The 25,780-nt window shown below is 70.8% G+C and carries 22 protein-coding genes and 1 pseudogene; 5 read left to right on the forward strand and 18 right to left on the reverse strand.

Going from position 1 to position 25,780, the window contains the following annotated elements; all coding sequences use genetic code 11:
- Position 1: 1 nt before the first annotated feature.
- The 4 genes from murA to J8G10_RS05875 all read right to left on the reverse strand — a co-directional run bounded on the left by murA (position 2) and on the right by J8G10_RS05875 (position 4,651).
- Positions 2-1,360: a UDP-N-acetylglucosamine 1-carboxyvinyltransferase gene (gene murA / locus J8G10_RS05860; RefSeq protein ID WP_251440916.1), complete on the reverse strand. Its 1,359-nt coding sequence runs from the start codon at positions 1,358-1,360 to the stop codon at positions 2-4.
- Positions 1,361-1,435: 75 nt separating this feature from the next.
- Positions 1,436-2,032, reverse strand: a complete 597-nt coding sequence (gene leuD, locus J8G10_RS05865) for a 3-isopropylmalate dehydratase small subunit (protein WP_251440919.1) — start codon at positions 2,030-2,032, stop codon at positions 1,436-1,438.
- A 2-nt stretch (positions 2,033-2,034) separates the two neighbouring features.
- Entirely contained in the window at positions 2,035-3,474 is a 1,440-nt protein-coding gene (gene leuC / locus J8G10_RS05870; RefSeq protein WP_251440921.1) for a 3-isopropylmalate dehydratase large subunit, read from the reverse strand.
- Positions 3,475-3,649: 175 nt separating this feature from the next.
- Positions 3,650-4,651 (reverse strand): TerC/Alx family metal homeostasis membrane protein, encoded by a 1,002-nt coding sequence (locus tag J8G10_RS05875; RefSeq protein WP_251440944.1) that lies wholly within the window; start codon positions 4,649-4,651, stop codon positions 3,650-3,652.
- A 292-nt stretch (positions 4,652-4,943) separates the two neighbouring features.
- Between J8G10_RS05875 and J8G10_RS05880 the strand changes: the two genes are divergently transcribed.
- On the forward strand, positions 4,944-6,407 hold the full coding sequence (locus J8G10_RS05880) for an HNH endonuclease signature motif containing protein (RefSeq protein WP_251440947.1): 1,464 nt from the start codon (positions 4,944-4,946) through the stop codon (positions 6,405-6,407).
- A 33-nt stretch (positions 6,408-6,440) separates the two neighbouring features.
- On the opposite strand, the gene J8G10_RS05885 is transcribed toward J8G10_RS05880, so the two are convergent.
- Both J8G10_RS05885 and recO read right to left on the reverse strand, forming a co-directional pair.
- Entirely contained in the window at positions 6,441-7,250 is an 810-nt protein-coding gene (locus J8G10_RS05885) for an isoprenyl transferase (RefSeq protein ID WP_251440962.1), read from the reverse strand.
- Positions 7,247-7,975, reverse strand: coding sequence for a DNA repair protein RecO (recO, locus tag J8G10_RS05890; RefSeq protein WP_251440963.1), 729 nt, complete (start codon positions 7,973-7,975; stop codon positions 7,247-7,249). Before recO ends, J8G10_RS05885 begins: the two co-directional genes overlap by 4 nt.
- A gap of 35 nt (positions 7,976-8,010) precedes the next feature.
- Between recO and J8G10_RS05895 the strand changes: the two genes are divergently transcribed.
- Positions 8,011-8,697 (forward strand): TRIC cation channel family protein, encoded by a 687-nt coding sequence (locus J8G10_RS05895; protein ID WP_251440977.1) that lies wholly within the window; start codon positions 8,011-8,013, stop codon positions 8,695-8,697.
- Positions 8,698-8,867: 170 nt separating this feature from the next.
- Here the strand turns inward: J8G10_RS05895 and leuA are convergent, their stop codons facing one another.
- Entirely contained in the window at positions 8,868-10,631 is a 1,764-nt protein-coding gene (leuA, locus tag J8G10_RS05900; protein WP_251441012.1) for a 2-isopropylmalate synthase, read from the reverse strand.
- A 271-nt stretch (positions 10,632-10,902) separates the two neighbouring features.
- On the opposite strand from leuA, the gene thrC reads away from it, so the two are divergent.
- Together thrC and J8G10_RS05910 are read left to right on the forward strand one after the other, a co-directional pair.
- Entirely contained in the window at positions 10,903-12,324 is a 1,422-nt protein-coding gene (thrC, locus tag J8G10_RS05905; protein ID WP_251441059.1) for a threonine synthase, read from the forward strand.
- 86 nt (positions 12,325-12,410) lie between these two features.
- A pseudogene (locus J8G10_RS05910) lies at positions 12,411-13,979 on the forward strand (DUF2207 domain-containing protein); the annotation flags it as partial.
- A 228-nt stretch (positions 13,980-14,207) separates the two neighbouring features.
- On the opposite strand, the gene J8G10_RS05915 reads toward J8G10_RS05910, so the two are convergent.
- Genes J8G10_RS05915 through hrcA form a run of 9 tightly spaced genes read right to left on the reverse strand, consistent with a single transcriptional unit; the run spans position 14,208 to position 22,224 of the window.
- Positions 14,208-15,149, reverse strand: a complete 942-nt coding sequence (locus J8G10_RS05915) for an NADP-dependent oxidoreductase (protein WP_251442372.1) — start codon at positions 15,147-15,149, stop codon at positions 14,208-14,210.
- A 1-nt stretch (position 15,150) separates the two neighbouring features.
- Positions 15,151-16,071: a GTPase Era gene (era, locus tag J8G10_RS05920; RefSeq protein ID WP_251441062.1), complete on the reverse strand. Its 921-nt coding sequence runs from the start codon at positions 16,069-16,071 to the stop codon at positions 15,151-15,153.
- Positions 16,061-17,377: a hemolysin family protein gene (locus J8G10_RS05925; RefSeq protein WP_251441065.1), complete on the reverse strand. Its 1,317-nt coding sequence runs from the start codon at positions 17,375-17,377 to the stop codon at positions 16,061-16,063. Before J8G10_RS05925 ends, era begins: the two co-directional genes overlap by 11 nt.
- Positions 17,374-17,838, reverse strand: a complete 465-nt coding sequence (gene ybeY / locus J8G10_RS05930; protein WP_251441092.1) for an rRNA maturation RNase YbeY — start codon at positions 17,836-17,838, stop codon at positions 17,374-17,376. Before ybeY ends, J8G10_RS05925 begins: the two co-directional genes overlap by 4 nt.
- Positions 17,835-18,860, reverse strand: coding sequence for a PhoH family protein (locus J8G10_RS05935; protein ID WP_251442375.1), 1,026 nt, complete (start codon positions 18,858-18,860; stop codon positions 17,835-17,837). The genes ybeY and J8G10_RS05935 overlap by 4 nt, the downstream gene beginning before the upstream one ends.
- Before the next feature lie 52 nt (positions 18,861-18,912).
- Positions 18,913-19,260, reverse strand: coding sequence for an HIT domain-containing protein (locus tag J8G10_RS05940; RefSeq protein WP_251441107.1), 348 nt, complete (start codon positions 19,258-19,260; stop codon positions 18,913-18,915).
- Between the two features lie 39 nt (positions 19,261-19,299).
- Positions 19,300-20,028: a 16S rRNA (uracil(1498)-N(3))-methyltransferase gene (locus J8G10_RS05945; RefSeq protein WP_251441121.1), complete on the reverse strand. Its 729-nt coding sequence runs from the start codon at positions 20,026-20,028 to the stop codon at positions 19,300-19,302.
- Between the two features lie 5 nt (positions 20,029-20,033).
- A complete protein-coding gene (dnaJ, locus tag J8G10_RS05950; RefSeq protein ID WP_251442379.1) occupies positions 20,034-21,140 on the reverse strand; it encodes a molecular chaperone DnaJ in 1,107 nt (368 codons plus the stop codon).
- A gap of 49 nt (positions 21,141-21,189) precedes the next feature.
- Positions 21,190-22,224 (reverse strand): heat-inducible transcriptional repressor HrcA, encoded by a 1,035-nt coding sequence (gene hrcA, locus J8G10_RS05955; RefSeq protein WP_251441135.1) that lies wholly within the window; start codon positions 22,222-22,224, stop codon positions 21,190-21,192.
- Between the two features lie 151 nt (positions 22,225-22,375).
- On the opposite strand from hrcA, the gene J8G10_RS05960 reads away from it, so the two are divergent.
- Positions 22,376-23,818: a carboxylesterase/lipase family protein gene (locus tag J8G10_RS05960; protein WP_251441181.1), complete on the forward strand. Its 1,443-nt coding sequence runs from the start codon at positions 22,376-22,378 to the stop codon at positions 23,816-23,818.
- A gap of 27 nt (positions 23,819-23,845) precedes the next feature.
- On the opposite strand, the gene hemW is transcribed toward J8G10_RS05960, so the two are convergent.
- Positions 23,846-25,096 (reverse strand): radical SAM family heme chaperone HemW, encoded by a 1,251-nt coding sequence (hemW, locus tag J8G10_RS05965; RefSeq protein ID WP_251441184.1) that lies wholly within the window; start codon positions 25,094-25,096, stop codon positions 23,846-23,848.
- 13 nt (positions 25,097-25,109) lie between these two features.
- Positions 25,110-25,760 carry a DUF1990 family protein gene (locus J8G10_RS05970; RefSeq protein ID WP_251441199.1) on the reverse strand — a complete coding sequence of 217 codons (651 nt, stop codon included), beginning with the start codon at positions 25,758-25,760 and terminating at the stop codon, positions 25,110-25,112.
- Between the last annotated feature and the right edge of the window lie 20 nt (positions 25,761-25,780).

Genomic DNA, 25,780 nt, shown 5'->3' on the forward strand with positions numbered 1-25,780 from the left:
CTCAGCCGATCACGTCGAAGTCGGCACCCAGCGCGGTGAGCTTGTCGAGGAACTTCTCGTAGCCGCGGCTGAGGATGTCGACACCCGAGACCTTGGACTCGCCGGTCGCCGTGAGCGCCGCGATGACGTGGCTGTAGCCGCCGCGCAGGTCGGGAACGACGATGTCGGCGCCGTGCAGCGGGGTCGGGCCGGTGATGACGGCGGCCTGCTCGAGGTCGCGGCGGGCCACGCGGCGAGGGCCGTCCTGCAGACCGTGCGGGTGCACGACGATGTCGGCGCCCATCTTCACCAGCGCGGCCGTGAAGCCCATCCGGTTCTCGTACACGGTCTCGTGCACGACCGAGCGGCCGGGTGCCTGCGTGAGGGCGACCACGAGCGGCTGCTGCCAGTCGGTCATGAAGCCGGGGTGGACGTCGGTCTCGACGATGACGGGCTTCAGCTCGCCGTCGCGGCGGAACAGGATCCCGTCCTCGCGCACGTCGAACCAGCCGCCCGCCTTGCGGAAGACGTTGAGGAAGGTCAGCATCTCCTGCTGCTTGGCGCCTCCGACGAAGATCTCACCGTCGGTGGCCAGCGCGGCGCAGGCCCAGGAGGCCGCCTCGTTGCGGTCGAAGATCGACCGGTGGTCGTAGCCGCGGAGCGTCTCGACGCCCTCGATGAGGATGACCCGGTTCGGCTCGTAGGAGATGATCGCGCCCATCTTCTGCAGCACCGCGATGAGATCCATGATCTCGGGCTCGATCGCCGCGTTGCGCAGCTCGGTCTGGCCCTGGGCGCGCACCGCGGTGAGCAGCACCTGCTCGGTCGCGCCCACGCTCGGATACGGCAGGTGGATGTTCGCGCCCTTCAGTCCGTTCGGCGCGGAGAGGCGGATGCCGCTGGGCAGCTTCTCGACGACCGCGCCGAACTTGCGCAGCGCGTCGAGGTGGAAGTCGATGGGGCGGTCGCCGATGCGGCAGCCGCCGAGGTCGGGGATGAAGGCCTGGCCGAGACGGTGCAGGAGCGGGCCGCAGAACAGGATCGGGATCCGTGAGGCCCCCGCGTGCGCGTCGATCTCCTCGAAATGCGCCGACTCGACGTCGCTCGGGTCGAACACGAGCGCGCCGGGCTCGTCGCCCTCGGTGACGCGCACGCCGTGCACCTCGAGCAGCGAGCGCACCACGGCGACGTCGCTCAGGTCGGGGACGTCGCGCAGCGTGCTCGCGGTCTCGCCGAGGAGGGTCGCGACCATCGCCTTGGTCGCGAGGTTCTTCGCGCCCTTCACGTCCACCCGGCCGTGCAGTGGACGTCCGCCGCGGATTGCCAGTACGTCGCCCGAGGGCTTCGAAGCGAGCGTGGTCTCGTGCAGCGGTGTCGTCATTCAGGGCCTCTTCTTGTGGAACGGGCGCGGCCGGAGCCGCCGGGCGGATGCCCTGGGCTCACGGCCGCGTCCGGTTCAGAGAACAGGAAGCGTACGTGGCCGCCACGACTCGCGGCGGGCCTCGAACTGCGCGATCTTGTCTTCGTTGCGCAGCGTGAGCCCGATGTCATCGAGCCCTTCGAGGAGCCGCCATCTAGTGTAATCGTCGATCCCGATGGAGGTCTGGAAGTCGCCGATCGTGGCGGTGCGCGCCTCGAGATCGACCGTGATCTCCCGGCCGGGATCCTCGTCGATCAGCGCCCAGATCCGCTCGATGTCGGCCTCCTCGACGGTCGCCGCGAGCAGGCCCTGCTTGCCGGAGTTCCCCCGGAAGATGTCGGCGAACCGGGGGCTCAGCACGACCGCGAAGCCGTAGTCGCGCAGCGCCCAGACCGCGTGCTCGCGGCTGGATCCGGTGCCGAAGTCGGGTCCGGCGACGAGCACGGACGCGTTCCGGAACGGCTCCTGGTTGAGCACGAAGTCGGGATCCTGACGCCAGGCGTGGAACAGCGCGTCGTCGAAGCCCGTCTTGGTGACGCGCTTCAGGAACACCGCGGGGATGATCTGGTCCGTGTCGACGTTGGAGCGCTTCAGCGGCGCGGCGACACCGGTGTGGGTGGTGAACTTCTCCATGATCAGGCCTCCTGCCCGTTCTCGACGAGGTCGCTCGGGCTGGACAGCGTGCCGCGCACGGCGGTCGCGGCCGCGACCAGCGGCGACACCAGGTGCGTGCGTCCGCCCTTGCCCTGCCGGCCCTCGAAGTTGCGGTTCGAGGTGGACGCGCAGCGCTCCCCCGGGGCGAGCTGGTCGGGGTTCATCCCCAGGCACATCGAGCAGCCGGCGAAGCGCCACTCGGCGCCGAAGTCGGTGAAGACCTTGTCCAGTCCCTCGGCCTCGGCCTCGAGGCGCACGCGGGCGGATCCGGGGACCACCATGACGCGCACGCCGTCGGCCTTCTTCTTGCCCTGGATGACCGAGGCGAAAGCGCGGAGATCCTCGATCCGGCTGTTCGTGCACGATCCCATGAAGACCGCGTCGACCTTCACCTCCTTGAGCGGGGTGCCCGGAGTCAGGTCCATGTACTCGAGCGCACGCTCGGCGGCGCTGCGCTCGTTCGGGTCGACGATGTCGGCGGGGTCCGGCACGTCCGCGGACAGGGAGACGCCCTGACCGGGGTTCGTCCCCCAGGTGACGAACGGCTCGAGCGCGTCCGCGTCGATGAACACCTCGGCGTCGTACGTCGCGCCCTCGTCGGTGGGCAGGGTGCGCCAGTAGGCGACCGCGTCGTCCCAGTCCTGCCCCTGCGGCGCGTGGGGCTTCCCCTGCACGTACGCGAAGGTGGTCTCGTCGGGGGCCACCATGCCGGCCCGGGCGCCGGCCTCGATCGACATGTTGCAGATCGTCATGCGACCCTCCATGGAGAGGGCGCGGATCGCGCTGCCGCGGTACTCGAGCACGTAGCCCTGTCCCCCGCCGGTGCCGATCTTCGCGATCACCGCGAGGATGATGTCCTTCGCGGTGACACCGGGGCGCAGGGTCCCCTCGACGGTGATCGCCATGGTCTTGAACGGCTTCAGCGGCAGCGTCTGCGTGGCCATGACGTGCTCGACCTCGCTCGTGCCGATGCCGAAGGCCATCGCGCCGAACGCACCGTGCGTGGACGTGTGCGAGTCCCCGCAGACCACGGTGATGCCGGGCATGGTGAGACCGAGCTGGGGTCCGACGACGTGCACGATGCCCTGCTCGGCGTCACCCAGCGAGTGCAGGCGCACGCCGAACTCCTCGGCGTTGCGACGCAGCGTCTCGATCTGGGTGCGGCTGGTGAGGTCGGCGATCGGCTTGTCGATCGCCAGCGTCGGAGTGTTGTGGTCCTCGGTGGCGATGGTCAGATCGAGGCGGCGCAGCGGGCGCCCCTCGGTGCGCAGGCCGTCGAAGGCCTGGGGGCTGGTGACCTCGTGCACGAGGTGCAGGTCGATGTAGATGAGGTCGGGCTCGCCGTTCTCGCCCTTCACGACGAGGTGGTCGTCCCAGACCTTCTCGGCCAGGGTCCGGGGGCGGGGGGCTGCGTCATTCATGCGTGCTTCTCCAGAGGGTCAAGGTGCGGCCCACGCGAGACTCCGCGGCGAGAGAGGCCTAGATCGAGGTCTCGCCGCGGCTGCTAAGGAGAAGCACCGCCTGCATGGCCACGAGCTTACCCCCGGTCAGGGTGGGTGTTTCCCACCCACCCTGACCGGGGGTAGAGGCGTGCGGTCACTCGGCGAGGGCGCGCTCGCGGCGCTTCTCGCGGCCCGACGCGATGAGGCTCGCCCCGGTCGCGCCGAGCATCGCGACGACGATCACCGTCAGCGACAGCCAGATCGGCACGTCGGGCGCCCACTCGATCGGCTTGCCGCCGTTGATGAACGGGACGCTGTTCTCGTGCATCGCGTGGAGCACGAGCTTCACGCCGATGAATCCGAGGATCACGGCGATGCCGTAGTGCAGGTAGCGCAGGCGGTCGAGCAGGTCGCCGAGGAGGAAGTAGAGCTGGCGCAGGCCCATCAGCGCGAAGATGTTGGCGGTGAACACCAGGAAGCTGTTCTGCGTGATGCTGAAGATCGCGGGGATCGAGTCGATCGCGAACATCAGATCCGTGACGCCGATCGTGACGAACACGATGATCATGGGCGTCCACACGCGCTTGCCGTCGACGACCGTCCGCAGCTTGGGGCCGTCGAAGTCGTCGCTGACGGGGACGAGCCGGCGGACCATGCGCACCGCGAAGCCCTCCTTCGCCGCGGTCTCGTCCTCCTGCTCCTTCTCCGGCATGGCCTGGCGGATCGCCGTCCAGATGAGGAACGCGCCGAACAGATAGAACACCGGCGCGAAGTTCTCGATGATCGTCACGCCCAGGAGGATGAAGATGCCGCGCAGCACGAGGGCGATGATGATGCCCACCATCAGCACTTCCTGCTGCAGCTTCCGCGGCACCGAGAACTGGGCCATGATCAGCACGAACACGAAGAGGTTGTCGATCGAGAGGCTGTACTCGAGCGCCCACCCGGTCAGGAACTCGCCGGCGTGCTGTCCTCCGGCCACCGCGAGCAGGAGACCGGCGAAACCGAGCGCGAGCGCGACGTAGAAGACGACCCAGAGGGTGGACTCCTTGGTCGAGGGGATGTGCGGGCGCCACCGCACGATGAGCAGATCGCCGATGAGGATCAGCAGCAGGACGGCGAGCGAGACGACTTCGAACCAGACGGGAACGTCCACAGGGGCCTTTCGGAGGGGTCGGTCAAACGGCCGAAAGTCTCTCCCTCCGCCGCACGGCGGTCACACGCCCGGAGGCCCGGCGGCGGGCCTCGTGATGACGATCGTGTGAAGTCGGAATACTCCCCTTCGCGGAATCAGTCTACCGGACGCACGCGATCGATGCGTCGTGTCCGCACCGGCAGGATTCGCGGATCGTCCTCCACAATCGGCCGTTCGGCGCAATTCTCCACAGCTCGGAACATATCGCTGATCAGGGGATTCGAATGTCGGTGGCCCCGAGAAGAATCGGGGTATGACGACGTTGGAAGCGATCGCGGCACTGATCCCGACCCTTGCGGGGCGGATCCGTGCCGGCGCGAGCGCGTCCGACGTTCAGGAGGTCATCGCGGGACTCGGTGATGCGGAGACGATCGCGGCATGTCAGGAGGCGGTCGAGATCGGCCGTCTCACGGAGCAGATCCAGCTGCTCTGCGCCGGGCAGATCGCACGCCGGTCCAGCCGATCGGCGGGGCACGCAGGGCTGGCGCAGTCGCGAGGGCACCGCTCCGCGGCGTCGTTGATCCAGGAGCTCGCCGGCACAACCAAGAGCGAGGCGGCACGCCAGGTGCGCGTCGGAGAGGCGCTCCTCGAAGACGAGGTGCGCGACGACAGCCCGGCGGAGACCGGCGATGCCACACGGTCGTCGGAACCGCCGTCGTCAGAACCGTCCTCGGGCGATTGGCGGGAGCCGCTCCGAACCGGGCTGCGATCGGGAACGCTGACCTCCGCCCAGTTCGACGCGATCCGCAGCGGACTCGGCGATCCGCCGGAGGACGCCGCGGCCGCCTGGGCGCAGGCCGCCGCGCAGCTCATCGAGGAGGCGCCGCAACGCACCGTGGAAGAGCTGGGGGCGTCGGCGCGAGCGATCCGAGACCTGCTGGACCCGGAGGGCACCCAGGCGCGATTCAACGCCCGATACGAGCGCCGCTCGTTCCGGACCTGGTTCGACCATGAGGGCGTACGGCATGCCTCGGCGGTCTTCGACGACGAGGGCGGAGCTTTCGTCGATGCGGTCTTCGCGTCTGCACTGCGTCCGCGCCGGGGCGGCCCGCGGTTCGTCGACGCCGACGAGAACGCACGAGCGGCGGACCTCACCGCCGACCCCCGCACGAACGAGCAGCTCTCCTACGACCTGCTGCTGGATCTGATCCGCGCCGGCGCGCTCGCCGAACCGGAAGTCGTCTTCGGAACGCGCCAGGCCGGGCTGCGACTGGTGCAGACCGTCGACCGGCACGGCGATTCTGCCCCGATCGCGATCAGCGAGGACGGACTGACGGCGCTGCCGGCGGCCGTTGCAGAACGGCGGATCTGCGAGGCCGGCACCGTTCCCGTGACCGTAGACGGGTGCGGGAATCCCCTCGACGTCGGTCGCGAATCGCGGCTGTTCACGCCCCGGCAGCGCATCGGCCTCGCGATCCGCGACGGCGGATGCCGGTGGACCGGCTGCGATCGGCCCGCGTCATACTGCGAGGCGCATCACATCGACGAGTGGGCACGCGATAACGGACGCACCGACATCGACCGCGGGATCCTGCTCTGCCGCTTCCACCACATGCGGTTGCACCACGGCGGATGGCGGATCACCCGTATCGGGACGGACGACTTCGTGCTGCACGACCGCGGCGGTGAACGCACCACGCTCCGACCGAGGCTCCCCGTCCGCTACGCCTGGGGCGACGTGGATCCTCCTACGAGGCGGTTCCACCCCGCCGCCTGACGCGCCCCGGCACCCAGCGATCCGACGGCCGGCTCAGACCTCGTCGAGCGCGTCGGGCGTGTCGACCGCGCCGCCGAAGCGACGGTCACGGGAGAGGTAGATCCCGATCGCACGCCACAGCTCCTCGCGCGAGAAGTCCGGCCAGAGCGTGTCCAGGAAGACCATCTCCGCATACGCCGACTGCCAGAGCAGGAAGTTCGACGTGCGCTGCTCCCCCGAGCTGCGCAGGAAGAGATCGACGTCCGGCATGTCGGGGATGTACAGGTGCCGGCGGATCGCCTTCTCCGTGATCGCACTCGGGCGCATCCGCCCGGCCTTCACGTCCTCGGCGATCGCGCGCATCGCATCCACGAGCTCCACCCGGCCGCCGTAGTTGATGCACATGGTCAGCGTGAGCGTGTCGTTGCCGCGCGTCAGCTCCGACGCGTACTCCAGCTCCTTGATGACGGATCCCCATAGGCGTGGTTTGCGCCCCGCCCACCGGATCCGCACTCCCCACTCGTTGAGCTGATCGCGGCGCCGGTGCAGCACGTCGCGGTTGTACCCCATGAGGAAGCGCACCTCCTCCGGGGAGCGCGCCCAGTTCTCGGTCGAGAACGCGTACACGCTCAGGTGCTTGACGCCGGCCTGGATCGCGCCGGCCACGACATCGAGCAGCACCTCCTCCCCCGCCTTGTGCCCCTCGATGCGGTTGAGTCCGCGTCGGTTCGCCCATCGGCCGTTGCCGTCCATGACGATCGCCACGTGGTTCGGCACCGCCGGGAACGCAGGCGGTTGAACGCCGGTCCAGTCCAGCGGGCGGTACGGGACGGCGTCCTTATGCGTGTACGGCTTGGGGCTCAACGGTTTCCCTCCACGAGCGAGAGCGAGCGGATCCCCCGCTCGAGATGCCACTGGGCATAGGCGGCGATGACGCCGGACGCGGCCGCGGTCTCACGATCGGACGCGGCGTCCACGCGCTCCCAGTCCCCGGCGAGAAGGGCGCGGAGCACCTCGATCGCCGTAGCCGGGATCCGCGGACTGCCGACGGGAGCGCACTCGTCGCAGACGATGCCCCCCATCTGCGCCACGAAGACCGTGTGCGCTCCGGGCTTCGCGCACCGGGCGCAGTCGCTGAACGACGGGGCCCAGCCCGACAGCGCCATGACGCGCAGCAGATACGAATCGAGGATGCTGCGACTCGCGTGCTCGCCCCGGGCGAGGGCGCGCAGGCCGCCGACGAGCAGCAGATACTGCTCGGGCGTCGCCTCCGCGTCGTTGAGCCGGTCCGCCGTCTCGACCATGGCGTTCGCCGCCGTGTAGCGGTCGTAGTGCAGCGCGATGTCGGCGCCGTAGGAGCCGAGCGACTCCGCCTGCTGCACGATGTCGAGCGAGCGCCCCTGGTACAGCTGCACGTCCGCGACCATGAACGGCTCGAGGCGCGAGCCGAACTTCGACGAGGTGCGCCGCACCCCCTTCGCCACGGCCCGGACCTTGCCGTGCGCGCGCGACAGCATCGTGACGATCCGGTCCGCCTCACCGAGTTTGTGGGTGCGCAGGATCACCGCTTCGTCTCGGTAGGTGGGCATTCCTCGATCATCCCACTCCCGGGGACAATAGAGCTGTGACCGAACCGACCTTCACCATCCCGCTCTGGGCCGATCTGCTGGGCGTGGGCCTGGGCGGCGTGCAGGGCGCGATGTTCGCGAGCGGCTTCCGGGGCGAGCGCCGCCTGGACCTTCTCGGCGTGGCCATCATCGGCATCATGATCGGCATGGGCGGCGGACTCATCCGCGACATCCTGCTGGGGCAGCCGCCCGCATCCCTCCAAAGCAACGGGTATCTGCTCACCGCCGGCGGGGCAGCTCTCGTCGGAATGCTGCTGGCCGGGCTCTTCCAGCGGCTCAACGCCGTGGTCGTGGGGCTCGACGCTGTCGTGATCGGCATGTTCGGCGCCTTCGGGACGAGCAAGGCGATCGCGTTCGGTTTGCCGGAGGTCCCGGCGATCTTCATCGGGGTGTGCGCCGCCGCCGGCGGCGGAGTGCTGCGCGACGTGCTCATGGGCCTTCCGGTGTCGATCATGCACGTGGGTTCGCTGTACGCGGTCGCCGCAGGGGCCGGCTGCGCCTTCATCGTGATCGCGCACGGTCTGGGGATGGGGATCGTGCTCGCGGCCGTCATCGGGATCGTCGTGACCGCCGTGATCCGCGTCCTCGCCGTCGTCTTCGATCTGTCGCTGCCGGAGCAGCGCGCCCTCTACCGTCGCCGTGTCGCGGCCGAGACGGGCATGATCCCGATCATCAAGCCCTGACCCGCGTCGCGGCTCTCCGGGAGCAGGCCGAAAGACCCGGGCAGACGTCTGCGCCCCGGTCCCGGCAGATCTGCCGGGACCGGGGCGCGGGCGCAGTCACGCGGGCTGTGGCGCCGCGGACGTGTCCTCCGCACACGGGGTGACGGTGCGGAGAAGCGTGGTGGGGCCGCTCAGGCCGTGACGAGGTCGGCGTCGGCGGCGACCCGGGCGCGGATGGAGCGGTTCACGCAGGAGACGATGGCCTTGAGCGACGCCGTGGAGATGTCGCCGTCGATGCCGACGCCCCAGAGGCGCTGATCGCCGACCTGCAGCTCCACGTAGGCCGCAGCCTGCGCGTCGCCGCCGGTCGAGAGCGTGTGCTCGACGTAGTCGTACAGCGAGATGTCGAAGCCGCGCTCACGCAGCACCTCGATGAACGCCGCGACCGGACCGTTCCCCCGGCCCTGTGCCTCCACACGCTCCTCGTCGTCGCGCAGCACCACGTCCAGGCTGACCTCGCCGGACATGTCGCTGTTCGTGCGGGTGCCGAGCAGCTCGAACCGTCCCCACTTCGCCTCGTCGGCGGACGCGGGCAGGTACTCGTCGGTGAAGATGTCCCAGATCTGCTCGCTCGTGACCTCGCCGCCCTCGGCGTCGGTCTTCGCCTGCACGACGCCGGAGAACTCGATCTGCAGCTTGCGCGGCAGATCCAGCGCGTGGTCGGTCTTCAGCAGGTACGCGACACCGCCCTTGCCGGACTGCGAGTTGACGCGGATGACCGCCTCGTAGGAGCGGCCCAGATCCTTGGGGTCCACCGGCAGGTAGGGCACGCCCCACTCGATGTCATCGACCGTGACGCCCTGCGCCTCGGCCTGCGCAGCCATCGCCTCGAAGCCCTTCTTGATCGCGTCCTGGTGCGAGCCGCTGAACGCCGTGAAGACGAGGTCGCCGGCCCAGGGGCTGCGCTCGGGCACGGGCAGCTGGTTGCAGTACTCGACCGTGCGCTTGACCTGGTCGATGTCGCTGAAGTCGATCTGGGGATCGATGCCCTGCGTGAACATGTTGATGCCCAGCGCGACCAGATCGACGTTGCCGGTGCGCTCGCCGTTGCCGAACAGGCATCCCTCGATGCGGTCGGCGCCGGCCATGTAGCCCAGCTCGGCGGCGGCGATCGCGGTGCCCCGGTCGTTGTGCGGGTGCAGCGAGAGGATCACGTTCTCGCGGTGGTTCAGGTGCCGGCTCATCCATTCGATCGAGTCGGCGTAGACGTTCGGCGTCGCCATCTCGACGGTCGCGGGCAGGTTGATGATGACCTTGCGTCCCGGGGTGGGTTCCAGGATCTCCAGCACCTCATTGCAGACCTCGACCGCGTACTCCAGCTCGGTGCCGGTGTAGCTCTCCGGCGAGTACTCGTAGTACACCTCGGTGTCGGGGATGCGCTTCTCGAACTCGCGGCACAGCCGGGCGCCCTCGAGGGCGATCTGCTTGACGCCCTCCCGATCCGAGCGGAACACGACCTCGCGCTGCAGCACGCTCGTGGAGTTGTAGAAGTGCACGATGGCCTGCTTCGCGCCGGCGATCGCCTCGTAGGTGCGCTCGATCAGATGCTCGCGGCACTGCGTCAGAACCTGGATCGTGACGTCGTCGGGGATCAGGTTCTCGTCGATGAGCTGGCGCACGAAGTCGAAATCGGTCTGGCTCGCCGACGGGAAGCCGACCTCGATCTCCTTGTAGCCCATGCTGACGAGCAGCTCGAACATCACGCGCTTGCGCTCGGGCGACATCGGGTCGATGAGGGCCTGGTTGCCGTCGCGCAGGTCGACCGCGCACCAGCGCGGCGCCTCGGTGATGCGGACCGACGGCCAGGTGCGGTCGGGCAGGTCGACGCGGATCTGCTCGTGGAACGGCCGGTACTTGTGGACCGGCATGGCGGTGGGGCGCTGATTGTTCTTCATGAGGGTGTGCTCTTCTCGTCGCTTCAAGTGTGGGGGCGGGCCAACACGAACACCGCGACGAGTGGGGCCCTCAGATACGGGACTCGTCGCGGCAGCTAAGAAGGAGCAGACCGCCTGCGCGCATGCGGCCATGCTAGCACGGCCCATCGGGTGCCCCTCCCGAGGCGTCACGCGGGGAGAGAAGGACCGAGGAACCTGCGACAATCGATGGACGCGGATCCGCGCGCGTGCGGACGGATCCGAGACGCCCGACTTTTATCGAGGAGCAGCCGTGCAGTACATCTCCACCCGCGGCGGCGGGGAGCCGAAGACCTACAGCGAGGCGCTCCTGGAGGGCCTCGCCATCGACGGCGGCCTGCTCGTGCCGGAGCGTCTTCCGATGGTGGACGCCGCGACGCTGGAGTCCTGGCGCGGGCTCGGCTATGCGGAGCTCGCCACCGAGGTGCTGGGGCTCTTCGCCACTGACATCCCCCGCGACGACCTCGCCGCGCTGTGCGCCGCCGCCTACTCCCCCGAGGTCTTCGCGGCTCCGGTCCCGCTCACCCCGATCGGGGACGGGATCTCCCTCGTGGGTCTTTCCGAGGGGCCCACACTCGCGTTCAAGGACATGGCGATGCAGTTCCTCGGGCAGGCGCTCGAGTACGCGCTGGAGCGCACCGGCGGCGTGCTGAACATCGTCGGCGCGACCTCGGGCGACACCGGTTCCGCGGCCGAGCACGCGCTGCGCGGCAAGGACCGGATCAGTGTGTTCATGCTCTCGCCGCAGGGACGGATGAGCGCGTTCCAGCGTGCCCAGATGTACTCGCTGCAGGACGCGAACGTGCACAACATCGCGGTCGACGGCGTCTTCGACGACTGCCAGAACCTCGTCAAGGACCTCGCCGGCGATCTCGACTTCAAGAACGCGCAGCACCTCGGCGCCGTGAACTCCATCAACCTCGCCCGGATCACCGCCCAGGTCGTCTACTACTTCTGGGCCTGGCTGCGGGCCACCGACGCCGTCGCACCGTCCGAGCGGGCGGGCTTCGAGGTGTCGTTCGCCGTGCCGTCCGGGAACTTCGGGAACATCCTCTCCGGCTTCTTCGCCCGTGGGATGGGCCTGCCGATCCGCCGGCTCGTGCTCGCCGCGAACGAGAACAACGTGCTGGACGAGTTCTTCCGCACCGGGGTCTACCGTCCGCGCAGCGCGGCGCAGACGCTCGCGACATCCAGCCCGTCGATGGACATCTCCAAGGCGTCGAATCTGGAGCGCTTCATCTACGACCTCGTCGGCCGGGATGCGGAGCGCGTCCGCGCGGCGTGGAGCGATCTCGCATCGAGCGGCAGCTTCGACTTCACCGCGGATCTCCACCGCTTCGCCGACGAGTTCGGGATCGTCAGCGGCACCAGCACCCATGCCGACCGGCTCGCCACGATCCGCGCCGTCCACGAGGAGACCGGCACGATCATCGATCCGCACACCGCGGACGGCGTGAAGGTCGCGCGGGAGTTCGTCGAGGACGCCGTGCCCATGCTCGTTCTGGAGACCGCGAAGCCCGAGAAGTTCGGGGAGACGATCACCGAGGCGCTCGGGATCGAGCTGCCGCTCTCCGCAGAACTGCAGGCTCTGCTCGCCGCCCCGCAGCGCGTCACCGAGATCCCGAACGACGAGGCCGTGCTCCGCGAGATCATCGAGACGAGCGCTCTGCACTGATCCTCGCCCGAGCAGGCCGGAATCGGGAGCGACTCTCAGGCCGACGGGATCCCGCGGCGGCCGGCGTGGCGGATAGTCTGGCTCGCATGACGGCTCGATCGCGCGCCCGCCTATTCGCCCTGCTCGGCGCCTTCGCGCTCGTGCTGGCCCCTCTGCTCGCGGTCCCGGCCGCGCACGCCGACGCGAACGACTTCTCCTACGCCTCCTGGGACGCCCGGTACGACCTCGGTCGAGACGCCTCCGGCCGGGCGACCCTCGCGGTGACCGAGACCCTGGTGGCGGACTTCCCGGAGTTCGATCAGAACCACGGCATCATCCGCGGCCTGCCGACCTGGTACGACGGCGCACCGCTCGGCTTGCACATCGTCTCGATCACCGACGGCTCCGGTCGTGCGCTGCCGTACGACGACGGCGACACGGAGAACGGCGAACGCCAGATCCGGATCGGCGATCCCGACAGCTTCCAGCACGGTCCCACCACCTACGTGATCCGCTACACGATGCGCGACGTCGTGCACCGTCCGACGGACCGCCGGATCGACGAGTGGTACTGGAATCTGCTGCCGTTGAGCTCGCAGCAGCCGATCGCCCGCTTCTCCGCCACCCTCGGCATCGCGCCGGAGCTGGCGTCGGCGAGCATCGCGGCGCCGTCCTGCTACATCGGGGCGATCGGATCCACCACGCCGTGCACGCTGTCCGCCGGCGCTGACGGCGCCTACTCCGTCTCCGCCGAGGACCTCCCCGCAGCGAGCGGCGTGACGGTGGCGTTCCCGATGCGCGCCGGCACCTTCGCCCCCGCGCCGGCCCGCCAGCCCGACCCGATGACCGACGTCGTCCCGTATCCGGTCGCCGGAGCCGGAGTGATGCTCGCGATCGGCGGCCCGATCCTGGGGATCGCCCTGCTGCGGCGAAGGGGACGCCGAGGCGGACGCGGGATCGTGGTCGCCCAGTACGACGTGCCGGCGACGCTGCCGCCGCTGCTCGCCGCCGAGATCGAGGGACGCCGGTCCGTCGCTAACGCCGCGGAGATGGTGCACCTCGCCGTGCACAAGGCCCTGCGCATCGCCGACGGGGAGAGCAAGCCGGTGCTGGAGCTGAGGGATCCGACGATCGCCCCGGATCCGCTCGACGCAGCAGCGCTGCAGGCGCTGTTCCCCTCGCAGCCCGTCGGCACGACCCTCGCCCTCGCGGTTCCGGACGACGCCCTCGTCGGGCGCCTGAAGGCCCTGGACGCTTCCGCCCGCGCCGCCGCGTTCGACCGCGGACTGCTCGTGCGGCGCCGGGCGGCGCTCGCGATCGGACTGAGCGCCCTCGGAATCGTCGCGGGCCTCACCGCCGTCGCCCTCGCCGTGCCGGGTCTGGCGGTCGGCCGCCCGGCCGCGATCGCCACTTTCGTCGTCGCCATCGTGGCGACGGTCGTCGCGGTCGTATCGCTCATCGTCTCGCTTCCGCGGCGCGCCGTGCTCACCCCGCAGGGCGCCGAGACCCGCGAGTACCTGCTCGGCGTGCGCGAGTACATTGGGCTCGCCGAGGCGGACCGGATCCGGATGCTGCAGTCGTATCGCGGCGCCGAACGCCGCGCGGACGGCAGCGTGGATGTCGTGGTGCTGTACGAGCGGCTTCTGCCGTACGCGATGCTCTTCGGCCTGGAACGCGAATGGGGCGAGGTGCTGACCGTGCAGTACGAGCGCGACGGCACCGTGCCCGGCTGGTACCCCGGCTATTCCGGAAGCAGCTTCGCCGGCTCGCTGTCCGGCATGAACAGCTCGCTCAGCGCCACCCCGACGCCCAGCTCTTCGTCGTCATCGTCGAGCGGATCCTTCGGCGGCGGTTCGTCGGGAGGGGCGGCGGAGGCGGATCGTCCGGCGGATGGTGACGGGCGCCTAGGGGATCAGCGCGAGCTTGCCGCCCGGATGCTCCTCGGCGAGGAACCGGGTCGCCTCGACGGCGTCCGCGAGCGGATAGGTCCGCGCGAGCGGAACCACGAGGAGCCCTTCGTCGGCGAGCCGGACGAGTTCGCCGCGGATCCCGTCCCGGAACGCGGCGCTCGCCGGCTGCGATCCGGCGATGCTGAGGAAGCCGTGCTCGGCGGCGCGCGCGGGGGCCGCGATCGTGACGATCCGGGCGCGGTCCGCGACGAGCGCGAGGGACACGTCCACCGCCTCGTCGGTGCCGACCGCATCGAGAGCCGCGTGCACCGGGAGATCGAGCGCCCGCACCCGGCCGAGGAGTCCCTCTCCGTACGCCACGGGGATCCCGGCGAAACGGCGCACGCGCTCGGCGCCCGCCGCGCTCGCGGTGCCGATCACCCGGATGCCGCGCAGCGCGGCGAGCTGCAGCACCATGACGCCGACCGCACCCGACGCGCCGTGCAGGAGGATCGTCTCCCCCGCGCGGGCCTGCACGCGCTCGAGCATCTCGGCGGCCGTCGTACCGGCGAGCAGCAGATTCGCCGCCTCCGCGTGCGACAGAGGGGCCGGTTTGCGGAACGCCTTCTCGGCAGGGAACGTGAGCGAGGTCGCATAGCCGCCCTGCACGCGGAACGCGATCACCTCGTCGCCGAGCCGTGCCTCGCCGGATCCGATCGTCGTGCCGGGACCGATCGCGGTGATCTCGCCCGAGATCTCGTAGCCGATCGGCACGGGGAGGGCGACACCCGCGCGAGGGGCCGCGACGTGCTTGCGGTCCGCCGGGTTCATCCCCGCGGCCCGCACGCGCACCGTGACCTCCCCCGGACCCGGTGCCGGCACCGTCGCATCGACGAGGCGCCACTGCTCCGGCGGCCCCCAGACCGGGGCGATCCACTGCCGCGCCGCGGAGCCCATGTCAGAAGCCCAGCCGGCCGAGCTGCTTCGGATCCCGCTGCCACTCCTTGGCGACCTTCACGTGCAGCCCGAGGAACACCCGGGTGCCGAGCAGCTCCTCGATCCCCGCGCGGGCGGTGGCGCCCACCTCGCGGAGCCGGGCGCCCTTGCGTCCGATGATGATCGCCTTCTGGCTGTCGCGCTCGACCACGATCGAGGCGTGGACGTCGGTCAGGTCCGAGTCCTCCCGGGGCGAGATGTCGTCCACGACGACCGCGATCGAGTGCGGCAGCTCGTCCCGGACGCCCTCGAGCGCGGCCTCTCGGATCATCTCGGCGATGCGGTCCTCCGTCGACTCGTCGGTGACGACGTCGTCCCCGTACAGCGACGGCCCCTCGGGCATCAGGGACAGCACCTCGTCCGCGAGCACGTCCAGCTGCACCCGCGTCAGCGCCGAGAGCGGGATCACCGCCGCCCAGTCCTCGCGCAGGGAGTCCACCTCCATGAGGCGCTCGGTGATCTCGTCGCGGTCGGCGACGTCGACCTTGGTCACGATCGCGACCTTCTTCGCCCGCGGGTAGCCGTCCAGCGAGGCCGCGATGCGGCGGTCGCCCGGACCGACCTTCTCGGTCGCCGGCACGCAGAAGCCGATCACGTCGACGTCGCCGAGCACCTGCTCGACGAGGTCGTTCAGCCGCTCGCCGAGGAGCGTCCTCGGGCGGTGGATCCCGGGGGTGTCGACGATCACGAGCTGCCCGTCGGGGCGGTTCACGATGCCGCGGATCGCGCGCCGGGTGGTCTGCGGCTTCTCGCTGGTGATCGCGATCTTCTCGCCGACGAGGGCGTTGGTGAGCGTCGACTTGCCCACGTTCGGGCGGCCGACGAACGTCACGAAGCCGCTTCGGTGCCCCGTCTCGTCCTTCGCTTCGCGCTCATCGCTCATCGTGGTTCTCCTTGCTGGACCGGTCGGATCCGTGCTGATCCTCCGCGAGCGGCTCCTCGGCCCGCTCGACGAAGACGTACTCGATGCCGCGCCCGCGTCCGCGCGAGGCGCCGCCGGTGAGGAGGAGCCCGCGCACGACGGCCGTCGCGCCGGGAGTGGGGATGCGGCCGAGCTCCTTGCCGAGGAGCCCGCCGATGGAGTCGACGTCGTCGTCCTCGAGCTCGACGCCGAACAGCTCCCCGACGTCCTCGAGGTCCATGCGGCCGCTCACGCGGTAGCGACCCGGCTCGAGCTCGACGACCTCGCTGCCGGGACGGTCGTACTCGTCCGAGATCTCGCCGACGAGCTCCTCGATGAGGTCTTCGAGCGTCACGAGTCCGGCGATGCCGCCGTGCTCGTCGATGACGATGCACACGTGCACGGCATCGCGCTTCATCTGCTGCAGCAGGGTCTCGGCCCGCATCGACTCGGGGACGAAGACGGCGGGGCGTGCGATCTGCCGCACGGACGCCGCCCGCCAGCTGAGGTCGTCGCGGTAGGCGAACTGCACCAGGTCCTTGAGGTAGAGCACGCCCACCACATCGTCGGCGTCGTCGTCGACCACCGGGATCCTCGAGACGCCGCGGCGGAGGAAGAGATCCATCGCCTCGGACGTCGTCGCCGCGGCATCGACGGTGACCATGTCGGTGCGAGGCACCATGACCGCACGCACGAACTGGTCCGTGAAGTCGAACACGGAGTGGATGAGCTCCCGGTCGTCGGCCTCGATGAGATCGTGCGAGGCGGCCTCGTCGACCATGCTGAGCAGCTGCGTCTCGCTGGCGAAGGTGCTGCGACCCGCGCCCGGCGTCACGCGGCTGCCGAAGACCGCGAGGCCCTGCGCGATGGGACCGAGGATCACCCGGACGGCGCGGATCGTCGGCGCGCACACCCGCAGCATCGCGTCGGCGTGCTGCCGGCCGAAGGAGCGCGGGCTGGCGCCGACGAGCACGAACGTGATGCCCGTCATGATGACCGCCGCGGCGAGCATCGCCCACCAGATCTGGTCGTCGAAGAGCAGCACGAGAGCGACCGTGACGAGCACCGCGGCCGCCGTCTCGACGAACACGCGCATGAACGCGACGGCGTTCGCGTGCGGCTCGGGATCCGCGGCGATCCGGGCGAGGGCCGACGCGTTTCGTCCCTCCGCGCCCATCTCGACGAGATCGGCACGGGAGGTCACCGAGAGCGCCGCGTCGATCGCCGCCATCAGACCGCCGAAGGCGACCAGCAGGATCGCGCCCGCGAGCAGCAGGAATGGAGTCATCGACCGTGGGAGCGCTCGTCGGCCGCGAAGCCGGCGATGAGCTCGCGCTGCAGGCCGAACATCTCCTTCTCGTCCTCGGGCTCGGCGTGGTCGAACCCGAGGAGATGCAGCAGACCGTGCGTGGTGAGCAGGATGAGCTCATCCATGAGGGTGTGCTTCGCGGTGGCGGCCTGGGTCTCCGCCACCTGGGGGCACAGCACGATGTCGCCGAGCAGCCCGGGCGGCGTCGGGCGGTCGATCGTGCCGGGGCGCAGCTCGTCCATCGGGAAGCTCAGCACGTCCGTGGGACCCGGCTCGTCCATCCACTGCACGTGCAGCGCCTCCATGGCGCCCTCGTCCACGAGCACGATCGCGACATCCGCGTCCGCGCTGACGTTCAGCTCGGCCAGGTTGCGCTCGGTGAGGCGCAGCAGCACCGTCTCGTCGATCGCGATGGCCGACTCGTTGTTGATCTCGATCATTTCAGGCCTCGTTTCGGCATGCGGTCTCGGGGGCCGGGGCGCTGCTGCCCCGCTCTGCGCTCCGCCCGGTTGGCGAACTCGGCGGCCTGCTCCCGCTCGGCGCGCACGGCGGTGCGCTGCTCGTCGTACTCGGTGTAGGCGTCGACGATGCGGCCGACCAGGGAATGCCGGACGACGTCGTCGCTGGTGAGCCGGGAGAAGTGGATGTCGTCGATGTCCTTCAGCACGCGGGTCACGACCCGGAGACCGGATGCGGCGGTGGGCAGGTCGATCTGGGTGATGTCCCCGGTGACGACCATGCGCGTGCCGAACCCGAGGCGGGTGAGGAACATCTTCATCTGCTCGGGCGTCGTGTTCTGCGCCTCGTCGAGCACGACGAAGGAGTCGTTGAGCGTGCGTCCGCGCATGTACGCCAGCGGCGCGACCTCGATCGTTCCGCTCGCCATCAGGCGGGGCACGATCTCCGGATCCATCATCTCGTTCAGCGCGTCGTAGAGCGGGCGCAGATACGGATCGATCTTGTCGGTGAGGGTACCGGGGAGGAAGCCCAGCCGCTCCCCCGCCTCGACCGCCGGGCGGGTGAGGATGATCCGCTCGACCTCCTTGCGCTGCAGCGCCTGGACGGCCTTCGCCATCGCGAGATAGGTCTTTCCGGTGCCCGCGGGGCCGATGCCGAACACGATCGTGTTCTCGTCGATCGCGTCGACGTACTCCTTCTGACCGAGGGTCTTCGGACGGATCACGCGTCCTCGGGTCGAGAGGATCGCCTCGCCGAGCACCTCGCTGGGTCGCACGCCCTCGCGCTCCAGCATGCGCGCCGACTGCGCCACATCGCTCGGGGCGAGCGCATGGCCGGACCGCGTGAGCTCGATGAGCTCGTCGACGAGCTTCCGCGCCGCGCCGACCGCGCCGGGATCCCCGGTGAGGGTGACCTCGTTGCCCCGGACCAGCACGTCGACCGCGGGGTGCTCCTTCTCGAGCATGCGCAGCAGCCGGTCCTGCGGGCCGAGCAGCTGCACCATCGCGACGCCGTCCACCTCGATCCGCGCCGAGATGACGGATTCAGCCGTTTCGTCAGAAGCCAACGAGCTTGTTCTCCTCGAGATCGCCGAGCACATGGGCGTGCACGTGGAAGACGGACTGCGCGACGCTCGCGCCGTTGTTGAAGATGAGGCGGTACTCGCCGTTGGCGTGATCGACCGCGATCTGCTTGGCCGCGGCGACGATCTTCGCCAGCAGGGCGGGATCCCCCGCGGCGAGCTCGGTGACGTCGCGATACTGCTCGGACTTGGGGATCACGAGCACGTGCAGCGGCGCCTGCGGGTTGATGTCGCGGATCGCGAAGACGTCATCGGTCTCGAGCAGGATCTCGCCGGGGATCTCCCCGTTCAGGATGCGCGTGAAGATCGAGGGTTCGCTCATGCCATCAGTCTATCGGCGCGGTGCCGCGGGTCGGCGGACCTACCAGCGTCCGCGGGCCACGTTCAGCACCGCGAGCGCGGCCGGGCCGGCCGTCGACGTGCGCAGCACCGTGTCGCCGAGCAGCACCCGCTCGGCGCCCGCGGCGACGAGGCGCTCGATCTCCTCCGGCGCGACGCCGCCCTCCGGCCCGACGACGAGCACGATGTCGCGCTCGTCCGGCACGACGCGGGACAGCCGCTCCGAGGCGGAGGGATCCAGGATCAGCACCCGCTGGGCCCCGGCGCGACGCACGAGATCCGCCGTGGACTCGACGGCGACGACCTCGGGGATCCAGGAGCGGTGCGCCTGCTTCGCGGCCTCGCGGACGATGCTCGCCCAGCGCTCGCGGCCCTTGGCCGCCTTCGCGCCCTCCCAGCGCGACACGCTGCGCGTGGCCTGCCAGGGCACGATCCCGTCGACGCCGAGCTCGCAGGCCGCCTGGACGGCGAGCTCGTCGCGATCGCCCTTCGCGAGCGCCTGCGCGAGCAGGATCCGCGGCGTCGGCAGCGGATCCTCGCGCCGGGCCAGAACCCGCACCTCGACGAGCGACGGCGCGGCCGCGACGACCTCGGCGTCCAGCCAGACGCCGGCGCCGTCACCGAGGGTGATCGGCTCGCCGACGCGCACCCGGCGCACCACCGCGGCGTGCTTGGCCTCGGCGCCGGTCAGGGCGATCGTGGTCCCCGGTCGGGCCGAGGTCGCCTCGGGCGTGACGAAGTGCAGCGCCATGTCCGTCAGCCGCGGAACCGGTCGCGCAGCTTGGAGAACAGTCCCTGATGGAACTCGGCGAGCCGCGGTGCCGGCGCCTTCGTGCGCTTGGCGAAGTCCTCGATGAGCTGACGCTGCTTGTGGTCGAGCTTCGTGGGGGTGAGCACCTGCACGCCCACTCGCAGGTCTCCGCGCTGCGTGCCCCGCAGCGGCGTGACCCCACGGCCCTTGATCGTGAGCACGTCGCCGGACTGCAGACCCTGGCGGATCTCCAGGTCCACCGGGCCGTCGAGCGACTCGATCGTCGTCGTGGTGCCCAGGATCGCGTCGCTCATCGCGACCTCGAGGGTCGCGAGCAGGTCGTCGCCCTCGCGGCTGAAGCGCGCGTGCGGCGTCACCGTGACCTCGACGTACAGATCGCCGTTCGGACCGCCCGCGCGGCCCACCTCACCGGAGCCGGGGAGCTGCAGGCGCAGACCGGTCTCGACGCCGGCGGGGATGTCGAGCCCGACCGTCCGGCGCGAACGCACCCGGCCCTGGCCGTTGCAGGTCTGGCACGGGAACGGGATCGTCGTGCCGAAGCCCTCGCACGACCCGCAGGGCGCGGTCGTGAGGACGTTGCCGAGCAGGCTCCGCACCTGCTGCTGCACGTGACCGGATCCGCCGCAGATGTCGCAGGTCACGGGCGAGGTGCCCTCCGCGCAGCAGGAACCCTGACAGGTCTCGCACAGCACCGCGGTGTCGACCTCGATGTCGCGGTGCACGCCGAACACGACATCGCCGAGGTCGAGCGTCACCCGCACCAGGGCGTCCTGGCCGCGCTCCCGGCGTGAACGGGGCCGGGCGGACCGCGCCCCTCCGCCGCCGAAGAAGGTCTCGAAGATGTCCCCGAAGCCGCCGAAGCCGCCGAACCCGCCGTTGCCGTTCTGGTCGCCGCCCATGTCGTAGCGGCGTCGCGAATCGGCGTCGCTGAGCACGTCGTAGGCGTGCGTGACCGACTTGAACCGCTCCGCGGCCTCCTCGCTCGGGTTCACGTCGGGGTGCAGCTGCCGGGCGAGCCGTCGATACGCCTTCTTGATCTCGTCCTCGCTCGCGTCGCGCGAGACGCCGAGGACCTCGTAGTGATCCGTCACCATCGCCTTTCCGGGCCGCCCTGCGGCGGCGTGTCTGTCGTGCGGCCGGTCACCGGCCGGACTCGTCCTCTTCGAGCAGCCGGGACAGGTAGCGGGCCACGGCCCGCGCCGCCGCGAGGTTGCTCTGGTAGTCCATGCGGGTCGGGCCCATCACGCCGACGCGTGCGGTCCCGGAGTGGGTGAGATAGTCGCTCGCGACGATCGAGGCCTCGCCGAGACCGAACGCGGCGTTCTCCGTGCCGATGCTCGCCGCGAGCCCGTGCTCGTCGACGCGCATCTCGCTCATCAGCCGCAGCAGCGTCACCTGCTCCTCGATCGCCTCGAGGAGCGGATGGATGCTGCCGCGGAAGTCGTGCTCGCGGCGTGCCAGCGTGGCGGCGCCCGCCATGACCAGGCGCTCCTGGCGGAACTCGGCGAGCTCTTCGGCCACCGCCCGCAGCAGCGCGGCCCGCGCGGCGTCGACACGGGGGCCGTACGAGGTCTCTCCCGCCGCCTGGACCCGCTCGGCGCCGCGGCGCACCGAGTGTCCGGTGAGCAGTTCGGTGATCGCGGCGCGGAGCATCCCGAGCTCGGACTCGTCGAGCTCGACCGGCAGCGGGACGATGCGCTGCGACACGCCGCCGGCGTCCGTCACGAGCACGATGAGCAGGCGGTTCGGGGCCAGCGCGACGAGCTCGACGTGCGTGACATGTGCGCGCGCGAAGGACGGATACTGCGCGAGGGCGACCTGCCCGGTCAGCCGGGTGAGCACGCGCACGGTGCGCACCATGAGGTCATCGAGGTCGGCGGGGTCCGCGAGGAACGCGGTGATCGCGCTGCGCTGCGCCGCGGAGAGCGGCCGCACCTGCGCGAGGTGGTCGACGAAGACCCGATAGCCCTTGTCCGTCGGCACCCGCCCGGAGGAGGTGTGCGGCGCCGCGATGAGGTCCTCGTCCTCGAGCTGGGCCATGTCGTTGCGGATCGTCGCGGCGGACACGCCGAAGGCGTGCCGCTCCACGATCGACTTGCTGCCGACCGGCTCATTCGTCTCGACGTAGTCCTCGACGATGGCGCGGAGCACCTGGAGTCCCCGTTCTGAGACCATCGCCCCTCCTCACCGCTGGCACTCGTGCATCCTGAGTGCCAATCCTATCCTGCCGGGCCTCCCGGCGGGCTCAGGGGCCGCGGACGCCTCCAGAACCGCGGGAGCGCCCGGGCCCGGAGGCCGGGGACGCGGTTCTGCCTAGGATGGCGCCATGGACCACGACGCCGTGCGCACGCGGATCTCCACCGGCGAGCTCATCGGACGCCGCATCGACGGCGTCGACCGCCATCTCGGCATCCCGTACGCCGCACCGCCGTTCGGGCCCCGCCGCTTCCGCAGCCCCGAGCCGCCTGAGGCGTGGTCGGCGCCGCGCGATGCCTCGGCGTTCGGCCCGACCGCTCCGCAGCTGCCCTACGCCGGGGCGACGGCCGAGATCCTCGGCAGCCTCCGCATCGACGGCGAAGACATCCTCACCGCGAACGTGTGGGCCCCGGTCGGCGCCCGTTCCGCACCGGTCGTGCTGTGGATCCACGGCGGCGCGCTGGAGCGGGGAACGGCGGCGCTGTCCCTCTACGACGGCACCGCGTTCGCCCGCGACGGGATCGTGTTCGTCAGCATCAACTACCGGCTGGGATCCGAAGGCTTCTCGGTGCTCGACGGGGCGCCGCGCAACCTGGGGCTCCAGGACGCGGCGGCGGCCCTCCGCTGGGTGCACGAGGAGATCGCCGCGTTCGGGGGCGACCCGGATCGGATCACCCTCATGGGCGAGTCCGCCGGCGGGGCGCTCGTCGCCGCGCTCCTCTCCCGCCCGGACACCCGGGCGCTCGTGCGCGGCGGCATCATCCAGTCCGGTCCGCTGCTGGCGTCGTCCCCGGCGCGCGGCGGCAGAGTGACCCGGCAGCTCGCCGCACGTCTCGGAGTGCCCGCCACCGCGGAGGCGTTCACCGCCCTCGCTCCGGACGCGCTCCTCGAGGCGCGGCGCGCCCAGTCCGCCGGATCCTCGCCGCTCGGCGGCGCACCGGGGTTCGCCCTCGTGATCGACGAGGAGACCCTGCCGAGCTCGCCGCACGAGGCGCTGCGGGACGCCGATGTGCCGATCCTGATCGGCACCAACACCGACGAGTACCGGCTCTGGTTCCCGCCGGAGGCGCTCACCGCCATCCGTCCGGCGAAGCTGCTCCTCGCCCGGCTCGCGCTGCGCATCCCCGCGGCGGCGGTCCGCGCCGTGCGGACGGATCACCCGGGCGCGAGCACCGGCGAGGTGTTCGGCCAGCTCGCGACGGACCTGCTGCTCCGCGCGCCCGCCACCCGGGCCGCACAGGCGCGGTCCGGCACGGCGACCCACCTCTACGAGTTCTCGTGGCCGAGTGCCGTGCGCGACCTCCGCGCCGCCCATGCCCTCGAGATCCCGTTCGTCTTCGACGTGCTCGCAGACCCGGAATCCCTCCGGATCGCCGGCGCCGACGCACCGCAGTCCCTCGCCACGACGATGCACGACGCCTGGGTGCGGTTCATCCACGACGGCGATCCCGGCTGGCCCGCCTACGGCGCGCAGCGGACGGCGGCGCTGTTCGCCGGTTCCGGCGGCGATCCCGTGGTCGGCCCGCAGCGCCGCACCGTCGTGGTGGATCTGCTGCCGACGCCCCGGGCCTGAGCTCCGAGACGATCGGCCGGTCCCGGGTCAGTCCGTCAGCGCCCGCACCACGGCGTCGGCGAGCAGGCGCCCGCGCCGGGTGAGGACGAGCGTCCCCCGCAGAGCCGCCCCTGCATCGACCAGGCCGTCGGCGATGAGCCCCGCGACCCGGGTCCTCGCCTCAGGAGCGAGGTCGTCCAGAGGCAGGCCTTCGGCCATCCGCGAGCGGAGCAGGATCCGCTCCAGCTGGGCCGCCTCCGCGTCGGGACGCTCGGCGCCGGCCGCAGGGGACTCCCCCGTCGCGAGTCGCTGCGCGTAGGCGGCGGGATGCTTCACGTTCCACCAGCGGAGCCCAGCGACGTGGCTGTGCGCACCGGGACCGAAGCCCCACCAGTCGGTGCCGCGCCAGTACGCCATGTTGTGGCGGGAGCGCCGGTCGCCGCCGCCCTTCTCCGAGCCGGCGTCGCCCGTGCTCCGCCGGGCCCAGTTGCTCACCTCGTACCAGTCGAATCCCGCGTCCGCCAGTGCGGTGTCGGCGAGCTCGTACATGTCGGCCTGCAGGTCGTCGTCCGGCGCGGGCACCTCGCCGCGGCGGATCTGACGCGCGAGCTTCGTGCCGTCCTCGATGATCAGCGCATAGGCGGAGATGTGATCGGGACGCAGGTCCACCGCGGTCTCGAGCGAGGCGCGCCAGTCCTCCAGGGACTCCCCCGGCGCCCCGTAGATGAGATCGACGCTGACCGCGAGCCCGGCGGCGCGCGCCGCCTCGACCGCGGTGCGCACGTTCTCCGGCCGGTGCGTGCGGTCGAGCGCCGCCAGCACGTGAGGCACGGCGGACTGCATGCCGATCGACATCCGGGTGACGCCCGCGGCGGCGAGCTCCTCGGCGACCGCCGGGGTGACGGTGTCGGGATTGGCCTCCACGGTGACCTCGGCGCCGTCGACGATGCCGAACGCGTCGATCGCGGCGCCGAGCATGCGCCCGAGATCGCCCGCCGGCAGCAGGGTCGGCGTGCCGCCGCCGAAGAACACGGTGCTCAGCGGACGCAGCGGGGCGTGCTCGGAGAGCACCGCACGCGCCAGCCCGATCTCCCCGATCAGCGTGTCGGCGTAGGCGTCCTGACGTGCGCCGCGCAGCTCGGACGCGGTGTACGTGTTGAAGTCGCAGTAGCCGCAGCGCACGCGGCAGAACGGCACGTGCAGGTACGCGGAGAACGGAGCGGCGGGATCGATCGACAGGTCGGCGGGCAGACGTCCGTCCGCCGGTGCCGGATCCCCGAGCGGGAGCGGTCCGGCCATCAGAGTCGGACCATCAGACGGGAGTCGCGTACAGCGGCGAGATCGCCCGCAGGTAGCGCGCGAACAGCTCACGGCGACGGCGCTTCACGAGATACGGCACCGTTCGATACAGGAAGCTGTTCGGCCGATCGAAGGCGCGCACGGTGAACCACACCTCGTCGGCGTCGTTCCACTCGATGTCGAAGGACTCCTCGCCGCTCACGACGGAGCCGTCGACCGTGCCGAGCACGAAGCCGATCCGGTGCGTCTGCTCGGTCACCGAGATCACCCGCAGCTCGGCGTCGGCGCGCATGCCGCCGACGCGGCCGTGCAGCTTCAGGGTCATGCCGGGACCCGCCCACGGCGTGCCGTCCTCGTCGTAGCGCGGCTCGACCTCGGCGTGGCTCGGCGCGATCGGGTTGCCCTCCGCGTCGAAGCTGACACCGGCGTACCCGGGGCTGGAGGCGGGGCGCACATCCGTCAGCTGCAGACCCGCCGCGCGCTGCGCCGTCCACGACAGCAGCGCGTCACCGGCCGTGCGGAACCGCTCCTCGCCGCTTCCGAGCCGCCAGGACTCCTCGGCCGGGATGCTGCGCTCCGGCGGATACTGCATCAGGTCGGGCGCGTGGGTCGCCCCCACGGCGGCATAGTCCACCGTTCCTTCTCGGAATGTCCCGCGACGCATGACAACCAGACTACTGGCCG

This window comes from Microbacterium sp. USTB-Y (assembly GCF_023703415.1).
Classification (GTDB): Bacteria; Actinomycetota; Actinomycetes; order Actinomycetales; family Microbacteriaceae; genus Microbacterium.